Annotated in this window: 17 protein-coding genes and 1 pseudogene; 13 read left to right on the top strand and 5 right to left on the bottom strand. The window is 39.7% G+C overall.

Annotated elements, in window-relative coordinates; all coding sequences use genetic code 11:
- Positions 1 to 22: 22 nt before the first annotated feature.
- The 4 genes from AABM38_RS13185 to AABM38_RS13200 all read left to right on the top strand — a co-directional run bounded on the left by AABM38_RS13185 (position 23) and on the right by AABM38_RS13200 (position 3,532).
- Entirely contained in the window at positions 23 to 328 is a 306-nt protein-coding gene (locus tag AABM38_RS13185; protein ID WP_423406850.1) for a hypothetical protein, read from the top strand.
- Positions 329 to 543: 215 nt separating this feature from the next.
- Entirely contained in the window at positions 544 to 1,578 is a 1,035-nt protein-coding gene (locus AABM38_RS13190; RefSeq protein ID WP_423406851.1) for a fatty acid desaturase, read from the top strand.
- 218 nt (positions 1,579 to 1,796) lie between these two features.
- Positions 1,797 to 2,936: a sensor histidine kinase gene (locus tag AABM38_RS13195; protein WP_423406852.1), complete on the top strand. Its 1,140-nt coding sequence runs from the start codon at positions 1,797 to 1,799 to the stop codon at positions 2,934 to 2,936.
- Positions 2,933 to 3,532 (top strand): response regulator, encoded by a 600-nt coding sequence (locus AABM38_RS13200; protein WP_423406853.1) that lies wholly within the window; start codon positions 2,933 to 2,935, stop codon positions 3,530 to 3,532. Before AABM38_RS13195 ends, AABM38_RS13200 begins: the two co-directional genes overlap by 4 nt.
- A gap of 110 nt (positions 3,533 to 3,642) precedes the next feature.
- Here AABM38_RS13200 and AABM38_RS13205 read toward each other — a convergent pair whose 3' ends face one another.
- Positions 3,643 to 4,017, bottom strand: coding sequence for a nucleotide excision repair endonuclease (locus tag AABM38_RS13205; protein ID WP_207499358.1), 375 nt, complete (start codon positions 4,015 to 4,017; stop codon positions 3,643 to 3,645).
- Positions 4,018 to 4,313: 296 nt separating this feature from the next.
- Here AABM38_RS13205 and AABM38_RS13210 point away from each other — a divergent pair, with 296 nt between their 5' ends.
- Positions 4,314 to 6,056, top strand: coding sequence for a DEAD/DEAH box helicase (locus AABM38_RS13210; protein WP_423406854.1), 1,743 nt, complete (start codon positions 4,314 to 4,316; stop codon positions 6,054 to 6,056).
- A 529-nt stretch (positions 6,057 to 6,585) separates the two neighbouring features.
- On the opposite strand, the gene AABM38_RS13215 is transcribed toward AABM38_RS13210, so the two are convergent.
- Positions 6,586 to 6,705: a DUF4023 domain-containing protein gene (locus AABM38_RS13215; protein ID WP_423406855.1), complete on the bottom strand. Its 120-nt coding sequence runs from the start codon at positions 6,703 to 6,705 to the stop codon at positions 6,586 to 6,588.
- Between the two features lie 157 nt (positions 6,706 to 6,862).
- Here AABM38_RS13215 and AABM38_RS13220 point away from each other — a divergent pair, with 157 nt between their 5' ends.
- Positions 6,863 to 7,420: a GNAT family N-acetyltransferase gene (locus AABM38_RS13220; protein WP_423406856.1), complete on the top strand. Its 558-nt coding sequence runs from the start codon at positions 6,863 to 6,865 to the stop codon at positions 7,418 to 7,420.
- Positions 7,421 to 7,450: 30 nt separating this feature from the next.
- On the opposite strand, the gene AABM38_RS13225 is transcribed toward AABM38_RS13220, so the two are convergent.
- A complete protein-coding gene (locus tag AABM38_RS13225) occupies positions 7,451 to 7,987 on the bottom strand; it encodes a histidine phosphatase family protein (RefSeq protein WP_423406857.1) in 537 nt (178 codons plus the stop codon).
- 329 nt (positions 7,988 to 8,316) lie between these two features.
- Here AABM38_RS13225 and AABM38_RS13230 point away from each other — a divergent pair, with 329 nt between their 5' ends.
- The 5 genes and pseudogenes from AABM38_RS13230 (at position 8,317) to AABM38_RS13250 (ending at position 13,377) form a co-directional block, all read left to right on the top strand.
- Complete coding sequence (locus tag AABM38_RS13230; RefSeq protein WP_423406858.1) at positions 8,317 to 9,327, top strand: LacI family DNA-binding transcriptional regulator; 1,011 nt, start codon at positions 8,317 to 8,319, stop codon at positions 9,325 to 9,327.
- A gap of 57 nt (positions 9,328 to 9,384) precedes the next feature.
- Positions 9,385 to 11,067, top strand: coding sequence for a glycoside hydrolase family 13 protein (locus AABM38_RS13235; RefSeq protein WP_423406859.1), 1,683 nt, complete (start codon positions 9,385 to 9,387; stop codon positions 11,065 to 11,067).
- Positions 11,068 to 11,268: 201 nt separating this feature from the next.
- A pseudogene (locus AABM38_RS13240) lies at positions 11,269 to 11,972 on the top strand (SDR family oxidoreductase).
- Positions 11,969 to 13,012: an S-adenosylmethionine:tRNA ribosyltransferase-isomerase gene (locus tag AABM38_RS13245; RefSeq protein WP_423406860.1), complete on the top strand. Its 1,044-nt coding sequence runs from the start codon at positions 11,969 to 11,971 to the stop codon at positions 13,010 to 13,012. Before AABM38_RS13240 ends, AABM38_RS13245 begins: the two are co-directional and overlap by 4 nt.
- 14 nt (positions 13,013 to 13,026) lie before the next feature.
- Complete coding sequence (locus tag AABM38_RS13250; RefSeq protein ID WP_423406861.1) at positions 13,027 to 13,377, top strand: VOC family protein; 351 nt, start codon at positions 13,027 to 13,029, stop codon at positions 13,375 to 13,377.
- An 84-nt stretch (positions 13,378 to 13,461) separates the two neighbouring features.
- On the opposite strand, the gene AABM38_RS13255 is transcribed toward AABM38_RS13250, so the two are convergent.
- A complete protein-coding gene (locus AABM38_RS13255; protein ID WP_423406862.1) occupies positions 13,462 to 13,938 on the bottom strand; it encodes a DUF2062 domain-containing protein in 477 nt (158 codons plus the stop codon).
- Between the two features lie 264 nt (positions 13,939 to 14,202).
- On the opposite strand from AABM38_RS13255, the gene pssA reads away from it, so the two are divergent.
- On the top strand, positions 14,203 to 14,898 hold the full coding sequence (gene pssA / locus AABM38_RS13260; RefSeq protein ID WP_335377687.1) for a CDP-diacylglycerol--serine O-phosphatidyltransferase: 696 nt from the start codon (positions 14,203 to 14,205) through the stop codon (positions 14,896 to 14,898).
- A gap of 74 nt (positions 14,899 to 14,972) precedes the next feature.
- On the opposite strand, the gene AABM38_RS13265 is transcribed toward pssA, so the two are convergent.
- Entirely contained in the window at positions 14,973 to 15,167 is a 195-nt protein-coding gene (locus AABM38_RS13265) for a CsbD family protein (protein WP_335377686.1), read from the bottom strand.
- Between the two features lie 96 nt (positions 15,168 to 15,263).
- Between AABM38_RS13265 and AABM38_RS13270 the strand changes: the two genes are divergently transcribed.
- Positions 15,264 to 16,055, top strand: coding sequence for a nucleotidyltransferase domain-containing protein (locus AABM38_RS13270; protein WP_423406863.1), 792 nt, complete (start codon positions 15,264 to 15,266; stop codon positions 16,053 to 16,055).
- Positions 16,056 to 16,172 lie beyond the last annotated feature (117 nt).

The following is a 16,172-nucleotide window of genomic DNA, read 5'->3' on the forward strand; positions in this document are numbered from 1 at the left end:
AAAAACTTCAGGAGTAAAAATAATGAGAAAAGATGAAGCATTTAATCTCTTATGTTTAATCGAGGCTGTTTACCCCTTGATCATCATTAACAGTGAAACAGTCACAAGGTGGCTAACTCTTAGTGACATGCTGGATTACAACGAAGTACGCGCTAAATTGCATGTACATATTCAAAATATGCCATACCCTCCAAGGCTTTTTGACATAGCTGTATTTAATAGCAGGGAAGGTGACAGTCAAGATTTAATGAAAACAGAGATAGAAGAGACTCATTGTGACGAGCGGTTTGAACCATGGCAGAAGGAATATTTCATTAGAAATCAATAATTGTTTTAAAAAAATGCGAATCCTTAAAAATAAACAGCAAATAATATTACCTGGTACTAAGTAAAAAAAACGCTATATATTAAGGTTTTAAAGATTATTTCCATCGAAACATGACATTTATCATGTGTCACATATGACACCTGATACTGCACAAAAGTGTTTCCCTTGTTTATAATTTGGTTAATTAACAAATCCGAAAGGGGATTTTAAACAAGATGGCAACTCACAACGCAAAAGAACTAAGAAAACAGGTCGCCCCTTATGAAAGTTCAAACACAAAAGCTAGTATCATTCAAATACTGAATACGGTAGTACCATTTTTGGCAATGTGGTTTTTGGCCTATCAAAGCCTTTCTATATCTTATTTGCTGACACTGGCTATTTCCGTTGTTGCAGCAGGCTTCATGATCAGGATCTTCATAATTTTCCATGACTGTACACACCATTCATTCTTTAGAAACCGTACAGCAAACAAAATTGTTGGAACGTTAACCGGAGTTTTGACATTATTCCCTTACAGCCAGTGGGGACATGAACATTCAGTCCACCATGCAACAAGCAGCAATCTTGATAAGCGCGGCACCGGCGATATTTGGGTTATGACGGTTGATGAATATTTGGCTGCACCATTATGGCAAAAGCTTGCTTACAGAATGTACCGCAATCCTTTTGTAATGTTTGTATTGGGACCAATTTATATTGTATTGATCACTAACCGTTTTAACCGAAAGGGAGCAAGACTTAAAGAAAAATTAAATACCTATCTTACCAACGTTTTGATTTTTGGAATCTCAGGCTTGCTGATTTGGGCAATTGGCTGGGAATCATTTTTAATGGTAGAAGGACCGATCTTCTTCATAGCAGGAATGTTTGGCATCTGGTTGTTCTATGTACAGCATACCTTTGAGGATTCTTATTTTGAAGGAGACAAAGAATGGGAATATGTGAAGGCTGCTGTTGAAGGAAGCTCTTTCTACAAGCTGCCAAAGGTACTTCAGTGGATTACAGGTAATATCGGTTACCACCATGTTCATCACTTAAGCCCGCGTGTACCGAACTATAAGCTTGAAGAAGTTCATAATAATACTAAACCATTGCAAAATGTCCCAACGATCACTCTTTCTACAAGCTTAACATCCCTGCGCTTCCGCTTATGGGATGAAAAACAAAAGCAGTTCATTGGATTTAAAGAAATGAAAGCTTTAACAACTTCAAACAAAATAACGGCTCATACAAAGCCGGAACTATAAAAGCAACTCCCCTTATCTCAGTACTGTTTATTTTGTAAAGCTTAAACGGCTTTGCCACAAATGCAGACTGGAGTGAGGGGAGTAATTTTATGTTAACTTGGAAAATTATGATATTTTTATCCATTTATTATCTGAGGAATTGCTATAATCTGAAGTCGATATGATAAGATAAAAAGATCATTAATGAACGGGATTATTATGAAGCAGAGGTTTTTATCATGTTTAAAAGGTTTTTTAATTCACTAAAAAGCACAGGGATCTCTCCTTATATTTGGACAATTCTCGGAATATTGCCTTTTTATTTCATCTGGCAATTACCATCTACTGTGGGAAAAGTTGTTGGTATTATCCTGACATTGATGTTCTTTCTAGTTTACTGGCTGGCATTCGTATCCAGAGGCTGGACAGTCTATTTATGGACATGTATTTTAATAGGAATTTCAATTGCCTCAGCCAGCTTATTCAGCTATGTATATTTCGCCTTTTTCATCGCTTACTTTATAGGCAATTTAAAAGATCGAATTCCGTTCCTTGTACTGTATTTCATTCACTTGGTGGGAACATCCATCGTAATAAACTTGGAAATTGTCTTTAAGGAAGATTTTTTTATCAAACAGCTGCCTATCATCGTGATCGTCTGGATCAGTGTCATTCTCCTGCCCTTCAGTATTTTTAACAAAAAAGAGAGAGGCCAGCTGGAAGAGAAGCTTGAAGATGCCAATAAGCGTATTTCTGACCTGGTGAAAATAGAAGAGAGGCAAAGGATTGCCAGGGACCTGCATGACACATTAGGACAAAAGCTTTCTTTGATTGGACTAAAATCTGATTTAGCCCGTAAATTAATCTATAAGGATCCTGAACAAGCCCGAGATGAATTGATGGATGTGCAGCAAACCGCCAGGACTGCCCTCAATGAGGTAAGGAAAATGGTAGCTGAGATGAGAGGAATCCGCGTTCGCGAAGAACTGATCCATGTGAAGCAAATCCTTAAAGCAGCCGAAATCAAGTTCATTGGCAACGATGAGGACTTCAACGTGAGCAATGTCTCGCTGCTTTCAGAAAATATTCTTAGCATGTGCTTAAAGGAAGCGGTAACCAATGTGGTTAAGCACAGCAAAGCAACAGTATGCTCAATCACCATAAATCAGACTGAAAATGAACTGATTGCAGAAGTCCGTGATAACGGAAATGGCAAGATAACGGACGAGGATTTTAACAAAGGCAGCGGTCTGCTGGGAATGAGGGAGCGACTCGAATTTGTGAATGGTACACTTGATATTTTTTCAAATGACGGTACAACGCTCTTTATTAAAATTCCTAAAGTATTAAAGCAAACTGACAGGGAGGACCTGATATGATTCGAATTGTAATTGCGGAGGATCAGCGCATGCTGCTAGGGGCCTTAGGCTCACTTCTTAGTCTTGAGGATGATATGGAAGTGGTGGGAAAGGCAAGCAACGGAGAAGAAGCTGTCTCTCTTGCGCGGAATCTGCAGCCTGATGTTTGTATCATGGACATTGAGATGCCCGGTAAGACCGGTCTAGAGGCTGCAGAGGAATTAAAAGAACTAGGCTGCAAGGTAATCATACTAACAACATTTGCACGGTCCGGTTATTTTCAGCGGGCATTGAAGGCTGGCGTAAGCGGCTATTTATTGAAGGACAGTCCAAGCGAAGAGCTGGCAAGCTCTATCCGCAGCGTCATAGGCGGAAGACGTGTTTATGCTCCTGAATTGATGGACGATGTATACAGTGAGGAAAATCCGCTGACCGAAAGGGAAATGGAAGTGCTCGAGCTTGTCGCCGATGGGAAGAATACAAAAGAAATCGCCGGCCAGCTAAGCATCACCGCAGGGACGGTCCGCAACTATATCTCAACCATACTGGATAAACTCGAGGTTACAAACAGGATTGAAGCCATCACCCACTCGAAGGAAAAAGGGTGGTTTAAATAACCAGACAGCGCAAAAAAGTGCCTGAACCGTCATGTTCTAAAAGACATGTGGCCAGGCACTTTTCATTTTACAGGTGTTATCTCGTTCAGCTAAATTCCTTATTAGAAAATTTATTTATAGAAGACTTTGTCGATGTTGTATTTCGCTTTTAAGGTATTAATGGCATATGTTTCATAGATTTCCCTGTCCATCGGATCTTCAACAGTACATACAGCGATTTTGTGTACCTCATGGCGATGGTTTTTGACAGGAGAAACTGTATCTTCAAAATGCTTTTTAACACGCGGTCTAAGTTTTCGTGCTTTCCCCACATACATCAACTCATCATCAGCATTGAAAAACATGATGATTCCGCCTTTATCCCTTGGAATACGGTGGTAATCCGTAAATCCATATTCACTGCTGATTACTGCTTCAACCTTTTCACCTAGCTGCTTGCTTCTAGTAATCACAACATCAGGTGATGGCAATTCGATCTTAATCAATTCAATCACTTCCTATTCATCAATTAGTAAATCGTACCACATGCCAATTTGAAAATCCACATATATTATCTTACCCAATAAAAAGACGCCTGACCCTTCCGCTTTATCACACCACCGCACTGGGGGTCAGACCCCCAGTGCGTTAATGCGGTGATAGGTTACGGTTATTTGATACATAGATTAAATTCGTTGGAATCGTCTCTTGCTATTTTTTCAATCTAAAAGCAATAATTAGAAGGATGGTTGGGAATATGAAGAATATACTTTCCACCGATTAAAGAAAGCAGGGATTTTATTTGAAAAACTTTTTATCATTAGGCATTTCGGAAAAAATTGCGGAAACGTTAAAAATACATGGGATTACAGAACCGACACCAATCCAGGAAAAAGCGATTCCTTTATTAATGGATGGTAAGGATATTATTGCCCAATCACAGACTGGAACCGGTAAAACGTTCGCATTCGTTCTGCCGATTCTAGAGAAACTGGATTCAGCCAATCCAAACATTCAGGCCCTTATTGTCACTCCGACAAGAGAGCTAGCCTTGCAAATCACTAATGAAATACAAAAATTAATTGAGCATATCGAGGGTGTTAACATCCTTGCTGTATATGGCGGACAGGATGTTGAATCCCAGTTAAAGAAGCTGAAGAAAAATATCCATATTGTTATTGGCACTCCTGGAAGACTGCTGGACCATATTCGCAGGGAAACTGTCGATTTTTCAAAAGCGGCGTTTCTCGTTTTAGATGAAGCGGATCAAATGCTTCATATTGGTTTTTTGGATGAAGTAGAAGAAATTATCAAACAAACACCAAAGACGAGGCAAACTTTGCTGTTCTCTGCAACAATGCCTGATGAAATCCGGAAGCTCGCAAAACATCATATGTACAAGCCAGAGAACATCCAGATAGAAAAAACCCAAGCACCATTAGCAAATATTAAACAAATTGCAATCAGTACGTTCGACAGAGCGAAACAAAACGATTTAATTGAATCATTACGAATGTATCAGCCTTTCTTAGGGGTTATTTTTTGCCGGACAAAGAGAAGAGTCAGCAAGCTGAATGACGCGTTAAAAGCGAACAATTTTAATTGCGATGAACTTCATGGAGATCTTTCTCAGGCAAAAAGAGAGCAAGTCATGAAAAAATTCCGTGAAGCGAAAATACAATACTTGATTGCTACGGATGTAGCGGCCAGAGGTCTCGATGTCGAAGGTGTCACACATGTATTTAACTACGACATGCCTCTTGATACGGAAAGTTACATCCATCGAATCGGGCGTACAGGGAGAGCTGGAAGTGAAGGAATTGCTGTAACTTTCTATTCACCAAAAGATAAGCCACTGTTGGATATGATTGAAACCGATTTGAAGCTTCAAATTGAAAAGAAAAACTTTGGCAATGCGCGGCATGCGGAAGCAGGGGAAGACGCTCCAGAAGAAAACAAAAGATCTGGAAATAGGATAGAAAAACGAACTTCAAGTAATCGTGATCGCAGAGACGAAGACAATAAAGGGAAAAACACACGGTCAAGACGTTCTAACAGCAGCCCTCAAGATAGAACTGGCCGTTCACGTAGTGTTGAGAGAGATCATAGAGGAGAAAAAATCACTACAGACAGATTCAGCCGCGGTGATTCAAGAGCAAACCGGAGCAGAGCGGGGGAAGATCCATCCCGCAGAAACAGAGACGAACGCCCTCGGAAAACAAATGAAAGAAGAGAGCCAAATCGAGCTGATCGAAACCGGGAGCAGGAAAGACCACAAAGGGCCACAAATTCGGGTTCAAGCAGATTAGCCGGTGAAAGAAAAGAAAGCTCAAGGCGAAATGAGGAGTTTGGAAGAGGCAAACGAAGCGGGCACAATGAAAATCGCGACGCAACACCACGTTTCGAAAGAAAAAGCGGGGACAGACCTTCAGCCCAGACACGTTCTGGCTCAGGTAGAGAGGGCAAACAACCTTCACTACAGGGTGAACGAAGGAACAATGGGACAAACAAAAAATCCGGATCACAAAACCGCCGAAGTAGATAAAGTTAACAAGATGGTTATTTAGACTTGAGAAAGACTTCTAACTGTGTTGTCATAAGGGCTCTCATGACTATTCAGCTTAAAAATCTCGCTACGAAAGGTCGTAACAGAGGCTCTCATGACCATTCTGCTCAAAAATCTGTGTACGAGTGGTCATAACAGGAGCCCTCATGACCATTCAACTAAAAAATCTCGCGACGAAAGGTCGTAACAGAGGCTCTCATGACCATTCTGCTTTAATATCTGTGTACGAGTGGTCATAACAGGAGCCCTCATGACCATTCAACGCAATAATCTCGCTGCTAACGGTCATAACAAGGTCTCTCATGACCATTCAGCTCTAATATCTGTGTACGAGTAATCATAACAGGGGGCCCTTAAGACCACTCAACTCAAAAGTCTCGCTGCAAATGGTCGTAACAGGGGACTCTCATGGCTATAAAGCAAAAAATTTTTTTGTTTTTTTAATTAGTAGTTAATGATGCATTCTCAACAAAGAAAAAAGACCGTGTTAACACGGTCTATTTTCTGTTTAATGCTGTTTATTCGGAAGCTTGTCGCTTGGATTATCCTTACCCTGTCTTTTTTTGTTCTGCTCATTTTTCTTTTGATTTTCATGCAGTTTTTGTACGAACTCATGAGTATTTTCCATAGCTGTACCTCCTGTTTTAAGATGGCTCGTCGTTACTTTTTCCAATAACATTGGAAATCATTCAAGCAATTATTCAAAGTGAAGTTTTTTTATAAGAGATATAAGGGAAGAAGAATTACGTCATAATAAACCAAGGATTATACCAGGAGTGAATACAATGCAACTAGAAGATATTTTCAGCAACCTTCCTACACTTGAAACCGACCGACTGATTTTAAGAAAAATCACAATGGATGATGCAGCCGATCTCCACCTATATGCCTCTAACCCTGAGGTTTCAAAATACGTGTTTTGGGAGGCTCATCGTACACTAAGTGACACCAAAGATTATATTAGATTTATTCTGGATCTTTATGAGAATGGAAAACTTTCTCCATGGGGGATTGAATTCAAAGAAGATGGAAGGCTGATTGGCACTGTTGATTTTGTAAATTGGCAGCCAAATCACAAGTCTGCAGAAATCGGTTATGCGCTATCAAAAGACTATTGGGGAAAAGGAATCGCCACGGAAGCAGCAAAAGAACTCATTCATTTTGGTTTTACTAAAATGGATTTGGTCAGGATACAGGCTAAATGTCTGATCGAAAATTCTGGTTCAGAAAGGGTTATGGAAAAGGCGGGCATGACTTTCGAAGGTATTTTAAGAAAGTTCATTTACATAAAAGAAGCTCATTATGATGTGAAAATGTATTCGATTATAAACGGAGACGCCTGACCCAGTAAAGAGAAGGCAGGCGCCACAAAGTTATTGTTTCTCAAAAATATAGATTTTGGCGTTTACCGGCCTGTTGAATTTCGGGCCGGAAAAGCCTCTCTTCAACAATTCCTTCCTCATGAATATCATGATGCCTCCATGACCGACAATCAAAACGTCCTCTTCTTGTTCAAGCACCTGATCCAGCACCCGATTAATTCGCCGAACTACCTGCTTTTTACTTTCTTTTTGAGACTTATGACCGAGAAGCCAGGCAATCCTTATGAGAATAATATGAAACCACAGCGGCAGCCTAATATCAGAGCCTGCTATCGGGTAAATTGACATCTCCCGCAAATCCTCCAAATAGACAATTTTCCCTTCAAAAGCTCCCCGTGCTGTCCGGGTGGCTCTTGGCAAATCACTTGAATAACATCTCTTCCATAAAACTTTGCACAGATCTATTTCCGTTTCCTCGAGTTCTGACTCATCATATTCCTTTTGCCACTCAAGCAGCTCACTTGATGAAACCATCTTATTTGGATACCCAAGTGTAACCTTGTAGTGCCTTAACAACCCAATCTTCATTTCATACACCCTAACCTTAAATCAATATTCTGATGATCTCTACATACATAATTCTTCCTCGGACGTTTGTTTCCTTTATTTGGGGTCTTTTTTATTGACTAGATTGCGTGTGAATTCACGAAAACATTAACGAATATCCAGTTGAGGAAGAGACTCAGTGTGCTGTGCTGTCAGCGGTCTGTAAGGATTTAAGAATCCACGAGCACTCCTTTCAATACCGATATCCCATTCAATATAAGAAGAAGCTCAGTTCGATAAAAAACTTGATACTGTATCCTTTTCGTATTACTATTAAAATAATAACGTAAACGTTTACGTAAAAAGGTGTGATGGCGATTAACTACACTATTAAAGATGTTGCAAAAAAAGTGAATGTCTCGATTGCTACGGTCTCCAGAGTACTTAATGGTCAGGGAGGTTATTCAAAGGCAACGGGAGAAAAAGTGCTTATGGCAATCAAAGAACTTGGATACCAGCCGAATGCATTCGCGCGTGGATTAATTAACAATAAATCCAACACGGTCGCAATCCTGTTCCCTGAAGTGTCAAGCCAATTCTCATCTAAAATCCTCAGAGGTGTCGAAGAGGCGGTCCATGCTTCTGGATCAAGTGTCATTGTCTGTAATACTGCCTCACACGGTCAGCGGACGGAGAAGTATTTGGATCTTTTAGCAGAGAAAAGGGTGGATGGAATCCTTTTTGTCAGTGAAACCATTACGCAGAATTATTTTGATAAACTAGAATCCATGAAGATACCAGTCGTCCTGATTGCAACAGAATCTTATCTCTATCCAATTCCGTTTGTTAAAGTTGATGACAAACATGCTGCTTTTACTGCCACTAATTATCTAATAAAAAAAGGGCATACAAAAATCGGAATGATCAGCGGCAATAAAGATGATGTTATTGCTGGTCAGCCCCGTATCGAAGGCTATAAACAGGCTATGATAAGCATGGGGATTCCCGTTAGCGAAGAAAATATCATTTATGCAAAAGGCTTTTCTTTTGACGACGGAATGACGAATTTGCCGCTGCTATTGAAGCAGTTCACTGATGTAACTGCTGTTTTTGCCGCAAGTGATGCTATAGCCATGGGAGCGATCTCAGCTGCTTATAAACTCGGGATCAAGATTCCTCAGGATTTGTCCATTGTCGGATATGATAACCTGCCAATTGCAGAAATGGCTATTCCTCCGCTGACAACAGTTGCACAGCCATTAGAAGAAATGGGAAACGTGGCTGCCAATATGCTATTTTCAATGATGCAGTCTGGTCTAAACGGTGAAAGCAGGATTATGCCGCACACGATAGTTGAGAGAGGTACTGTAAGACGCTTATAATTTTTACACGTTACGTAAACGTTTACTCAAAAAAACATAAATCTGGAGTGATTTCCTTTGAAAAAACAATGGTGGAAAGAATCAGTCATTTATCAAATATACCCGCGCAGCTTCATGGATTCTAATGGTGATGGAATTGGTGATATTCCTGGCATCATTTCAAAATTAGATTATTTAAAGGAACTTGGCATTGATGTCATTTGGCTTTCACCTGTCTTTAAATCTCCTAATGATGACAATGGGTACGATATCAGTGATTACCGCGATATTATGGACGATTTCGGAACGATGGCTGACTGGGAATTACTTTTAAAAGAGATGCATGAGCGCGGACTGAAACTGATCATGGACCTTGTCGTTAACCATAGTTCAGATGAACATAACTGGTTCGTTGAATCTCGTAAATCAAAGGATAATCCATATCGTGATTACTATATTTGGAGACCTGGAAAGGATGGCAAGGAACCTAATAATTGGGAATCCGTATTCAGTGGATCTGCATGGCAATATGACGAAACAACTGAAGAATACTATCTGCATCTTTTTAGCAAAAAACAGCCTGATTTGAACTGGGAGAATCCAAAGCTCCGCCAGGAAGTATACGATATGATGAAGTTCTGGCTCGATAAGGGAATTGATGGTTTCCGAATGGATGTCATCAATTTCATATCTAAGGTCGACGGTCTTCCTGATGCGCCTAATCCAGAGGGAAAGCCTTATGTATCAGGTAGCAAATTCTTTATGAACGGCCCAAAGATTCATGATTATCTTCAGGAAATGAATCGTGAAGTTTTGTCTCATTATGATGCCATGACTGTTGGCGAAATGCCTGGAGCATCAGTTGAACTCGCAAAACTTTATACAAACGAGGAACGAAATGAAACCAATATGATTTTTCAATTCGAGCATGTAGATTTAGATTCAGGGCCAGAAGGCAAGTGGGATTTAAGGCCATTGAAGCTGACTGACCTTAAGAAAAGCTTTACTAAATGGCAAAATGGTCTTGAAGGAGAAGGCTGGAACAGTCTTTATCTTAACAATCATGACCAGCCAAGGATGGTCTCCCGGTTTGGCAATGATCAAGAATTCCGCATTGTATCTGCCAAGATGCTGGCTACCTTCCTTCATATGCTGAAGGGAACACCATATATTTATCAAGGCGAAGAAATCGGCATGACAAATGTACGCTTTGACTCGATTGAAGAATACCAGGATATTGAAACCTTGAATATGTACAATGAAAAAGTGATCCAAAATGGAGAAGACCCAGCCAAGGTAATGGAGTCCATCTATGTTAAGGGTCGCGACAATGCACGAACGCCTTTCCAATGGGATGGAACAGACCATGGCGGATTTACGACTGGTACTCCGTGGTTGAAGGTAAATCAGAATTATAAAGAAATTAATGCAAAGTTAGCGGTTGAGGATGAGCATTCAATCTACCATTACTACCGCAAACTGATTCAGCTGCGCAAAGAGCATCCAATCATTGTACATGGAAGCTATGAAATTCTGGTGCCTGAGGATGAAAACGTGTATGCATACACAAGAACATATGAATCACACACATTGCTTGTTGTCTTGAATTTCTCTGCACAAAACCAAACTTTTGAAGTCCCAGCTGAGCTTCAAGGCAAGAAGGACGAAATCCTGATCGCCAACTATTCAGGACATGAGACTTTACAGACTACAATCGCTTTAAAACCGTACGAAGCAATTGTTTATCAGATTCATAACTAAGTTGAGGAAGGCTGTGAGACGCAGCCTTCTTTTTTTATAGGCTAATATCGAAGAAAACTCACTTAAAAAAAACTCGAAATCTTAGACTAAAGTCGTAGAAAATATCAAGCTTCTTTACGAGGAAGGATTTTCTTCAAAATTTTATGATGAAATCAGAAGAAAACTTAGGAGGACTTGATGATGCTAAAAAATAAAGTAGTAATGATTACAGGAGTGACACAGGGGCTGGGCAAGGCTTTGACCCTAACTTTTGCAAAAGAAGGCGCTAAGCTCGCGGTATGCGCACGAAGAAAAAAGAGCTTGAAGAGGTAAAACAGGAAGCTGAAGCTATGGGCGCCGAAGTGCTGGCGGTTGTCGCTGATGTTTCTAATCCCCGTGATGTAGAAAAATTCGTTGCCTTAACAGAAGAAACATATGGCCGCATTGATGTTTTGATTAATAACGCTTCCGTTCTTGGTCCTAGTCCAATGCCGCTATTGCTCGACTATCCTGAAGACGATTTTGCTGAGGTAATCAGAGTAAACAGCATCAGTCCATTTCTTGTAGCGCGGCGTGTCCTGCCAGCCATGCTTAAGCAAAATGCAGGCTCGGTTATCAACGTGACATCCGAAGCCGGCAATGTTGGCTATGCTGGATGGGGAGCATATGGAATCTCTAAATTTGCTGTTGAGGGACTGACTGAAACATGGGCCGATGAATTAAGTGAAACGAATGTCAGAATGAATATGGTCGACCCAGGCGAAATGAATACTGAAATGCATGAACTTGCTGTACCTGAATGCGATTATGAGCTAGCGGATCCTTATGATGTAGTTGACGTATTTCTATTCCTTGCTTCAGATGCCTCCAAAGATATAAACGGCCAGCGGTTCCAGGCACAGGAATTCGTAAAGGAGGGGCAATGATGCAGAGTAAAGCAGAATCAATAGCCTATGACTTTTATCTTCCGTCTGAACTCAATGCAACACATCCTCCGGAGCGAAGAGGAATACGCAGAGATCACGTAAACATGATGGTCCTTGACAAGATTACAGGCAGTGTAAAACATGACAAGTTTTTTGAACTTGACCAATACCTTAATCCCGGCGATATTCTTGTGCTTAATAACAGCAGAACAATTCCTGCCATTTTAAAAGCAGATTGGCATAGAAATGGAAAGCTAATTAAGAAAGAGACTGAAATAAGGCTTGCAAGGAAAAAGAATGATTCTGCCTGGGAAGTATTAATCGTTGCTGAAGATGTCAAAGCGGGTGACCAATTCTGCTTCGGGGAAAACCTGGTGGCAAAAGTGATTGGCGAAGTTTTTAAATCACCATTGAAAATAGTCCATTTTTCGATTCAGGGAAGAGATCTTATCGAAGCCTTTTATTCAATAGGCGAGCCAGTCAGGTATGAATATATTGAGCAGCCATGGAAGCTGGACTACTATCAGACCGTGTTTGCCAGTCAGCCTGGCTCCGTAGAAATGCCCTCAGCCGGAAGAGCCTTCAGCTGGGAGCTTTTGTTTAAGCTGCAGCGTAAAGGTATCAAGATAGCTTATTTGCAGCTTCATACAGGTCTTAGCTATTTGCTTGATGATCATTATGAACACTCACCAGAAGACCATTATGAAGAATATGTAATAGCTCAGGAAGATATGAAGGCAATAATGGAGGCAAAGTCTACAGGCGGAAAAGTTGTTGCCGTTGGTACGACAGTTGTACGCGCATTAGAAACAGCTAAAAAGACTTCAATTTTATCAGGATGGACAAATCTGTATGTGAGTGCCGAGTATGAACTGCAGCTGGTTGATGGAATCATCACTGGCTTCCATGAGCCTAAGGCAAGCCACTTAGATATGCTTACCGCTTTTGTGAAGGAGAAAAAACTATTTTCAGCCTATACAATTGCAATCAAAAAGAATTATTTATGGCATGAGTTCGGTGATATCAACTTAATTATATGAAAAGGAGTAAAAATATGAGAATCCACCATTTCGCACTGGAAGTGAAAAACCTCGAGGCTGCGAAAGCTTTCTATGAGGAATTACTTGGATTTAAGGAATATTTGAGAACTTCTTTTCAAGATGAGGAAATCATATTTTTAAATCTTAATGGATTTTTGATTGAGCTTATAGCAAATAATCTAAATAGCCAAATAAATGAAAATATCCATCTTTGTTTTGAAGTGGATGATATCGAGGAGCAAATTCGCAAGTTAGCAGAGTCTTCACTGTTGCCAAGTGAAGGTCCATATTCCCTGGAAAACGGCTGGAAGACTGTGTTTTATCAGGGAACTGACAATGAAATCATTGAATTCATACAGACATGACACGAAAAAAGCAAATGTTTTTATTGACATGAGCTACAACGTTAAAAAAGGAATGAAAAGAATCCAAAGATTTTTTTCATTCCTTTATTTTTTTATGTCCCATTTTTTAATTGCTGATAAAAAATTCAGCCTGTATTTCAGCAACAGAGTATAAATCAAGAAGTATACAATAAACCCGAATATGATAAGATTTACGATCATGCCTAAGAAAAATGCAGCACCGACATGCATACTTGTTCCAAGAATTGCACCATGATGTGGCATGCCTGCTGCTGATGGGAACATGCCATATGGGAACAGCGTCTCTCCTACAATTACATTCAAATAAAATAAGAATGGGAAAAGCCAAATAAGGGAAACCCCGCTAATAAAACCAGCAACCGGACTGCCTTTGAAAAGTTTAGCACTTGCTGTAGAAATAATCGGTCCCATTCCAAAAGAAGGAACAAAATGAATCAAGAAACCTAAAGTAAACCCTAGAGAAATATTATGTGCGTTGTCTTTTATCCTGAATAGTCTAATAAGAAGAAATTTTATTCTGCGTAATAGTTTATTGATCATAATTCACCAGCCCAAAAATAGTATACAATTTGATGAATCATTTTAATAGTTATTTTTTAAAGCATATTTTAAGTTACTGTTAATCATTCTTCTAATAACTTTAAAATTTTCTTATTAATCGCCCTTCAGAATGAGATATAATGATATAGTTCACCTATATTTTTGGCGATAATTATATTTATTAAACATGATTCATGCCATGCTGGGGTAAAAATAGGAAAAGGTAAGGATGAAAAAAATGATTTCGGAGAGCGAGGACAACTAATGCGGTTTACAAAGATGATTCCAAATATGTTTACGTTAGGAAATCTATATTGTGGTTTTCTTTCAATAGGATTTGCTGCTAACGGCCAATTTAATAACGCAGCTATATTAATATTGATTGGCATGATGCTAGACAGCATGGATGGAAGACTTGCCAGAATGCTGAAAGCAGACAGCCAGCTCGGAAAAGAGTTAGATTCACTTGCTGACATCGTCACCTTTGGCGTAGCGCCATCATTTTTAGTGTATTATACATACTTCCATAATTTCGGAATTTTAGGGACTCTTGTTGCGGGACTTTTCCCTTTATTTGGAGCATACCGACTAGCAAGATTCAATATCAGTACAGATAAATCTTCACTGAACTATTTTATTGGCGTACCGATCACTGCTGCAGGTGGAATCATGGCGATTCTTACGTTATTTGGGGATTTAATACCGAACATTGTAACTACAGTAGTATTTACTGCGTTAGGATTTTTAATGGTAAGCAGAGTCAGAATTCCAAGTTTCAAAGAAGTACCGCTTCCTAAGTACGGAACGATTGTTACCTTTTTCCTCGGTTCCATGTTATTCGTAATCTGGAAGGGAACATATGGGCAATTCCCTTATCTGATCTATATAGCAACACCGCTTTATATAGCTTATCTGGCCTATCGATTTGTGAAAGGGAAACATAAATCAAATATTGATTAAGGTTGGAATACTAAATTAAATAATCGAGCACAAAAAAAGCCTTTGCTTGATAGCAAAGGCTTTTGGTTTGACCTTTAATCTCTTGAAGCCTTATTGAAAGCACGAGAGATGTCTTCTTTCACATTTCCAGCTGTTTCTTGCAGTTTTCCTTTACCTTTATCAACTCGGCCTTCTGCTTCCATTGATTCATTGTCAGTAAGTTTGCCAAATTGCTTTTTAGCTTCTCCTTTGACTTGGTCAAAAGCGCCTTTCGTTTGATCGTTATTCATGATTTTGCCTCCTTTATATTGTGTATATTCTCTTATACCCTTCAGAAATGAAGGCAAACTAACTATAAAATTGTTTTTCGATGGGGAGGCAGCAAGGTGAAAACACAAATAATAGAGGTTTTAAAAAGGATAGAGCTTGAATACGACGTAAAAATCCTTTTTGCCTGCGATGCCGGCAGCCGTGCTCTGGGCTTTGCCGACCATGGCAGCGATTACGATATCAGGTTTATTTATGTTCACAAGCTAGATTGGTATTTATCGATAGATCAAAAAAAAGATGTACTTGAAGTGCCTAAGCAAGACGCCTTGACTATTGAAATAAACCCTCTATTGGATATGAGCGGCTGGGAGCTGGCTAAAACATTAAGGCTCTTCAGAAAATCAAATCCTTCCTTAATAGAATGGCTTCAATCCAAAGAGGTTTATTTACAACAGTATTCAACAATTGAAAAAATGAAAGCCATGACGGGGAGTATCTTTTCTGAAAAGTCCTTTATCATCCATCACATAAACATAGCGAGGAGAAATTTTGATGTGGGACCGGGTAAGCAGGAGAGAAATATTAAACTATATCTGTACATCCTTCGATCCATCCTGTCTGGGCTATGGATTGTAAAGTATGGTTCTGTGCCACCTGTCGAATTCCCGGAACTAATACAAACACTTTCTCCAGGAAGAGTGAAGGAGGCTGCCTTAAAAATTTTAACAGCCAAGCAAGCGGGAGAACGACTCCAAAATGACTTGGACTTAAGCATCATTGATGATTTTATCATTAAAGAAATAGAATTCCTTGAATCATTTGCTAAGCAGCTTACCAAGAAACACTCTGATCCAACTAAGACACTTAATCAAATATTCAGGGATACATTAGAAGAAGTTTGGATCTAGATGATCCTCAAAGTTGCGTATGAGAAAAGCTAGCCTATGGTGCTGAAATCGCTATGCACTTTTCACATAGCTTTTCCTGAAACAATCGCATGATTCTTTTTCGCTAATCAGAACCTA

Origin of the sequence: Heyndrickxia sp. MSNUG (assembly GCF_049532715.1) — a bacterium.
Lineage (GTDB): Bacteria > Bacillota > Bacilli > Bacillales > Cytobacillaceae > Mesobacillus.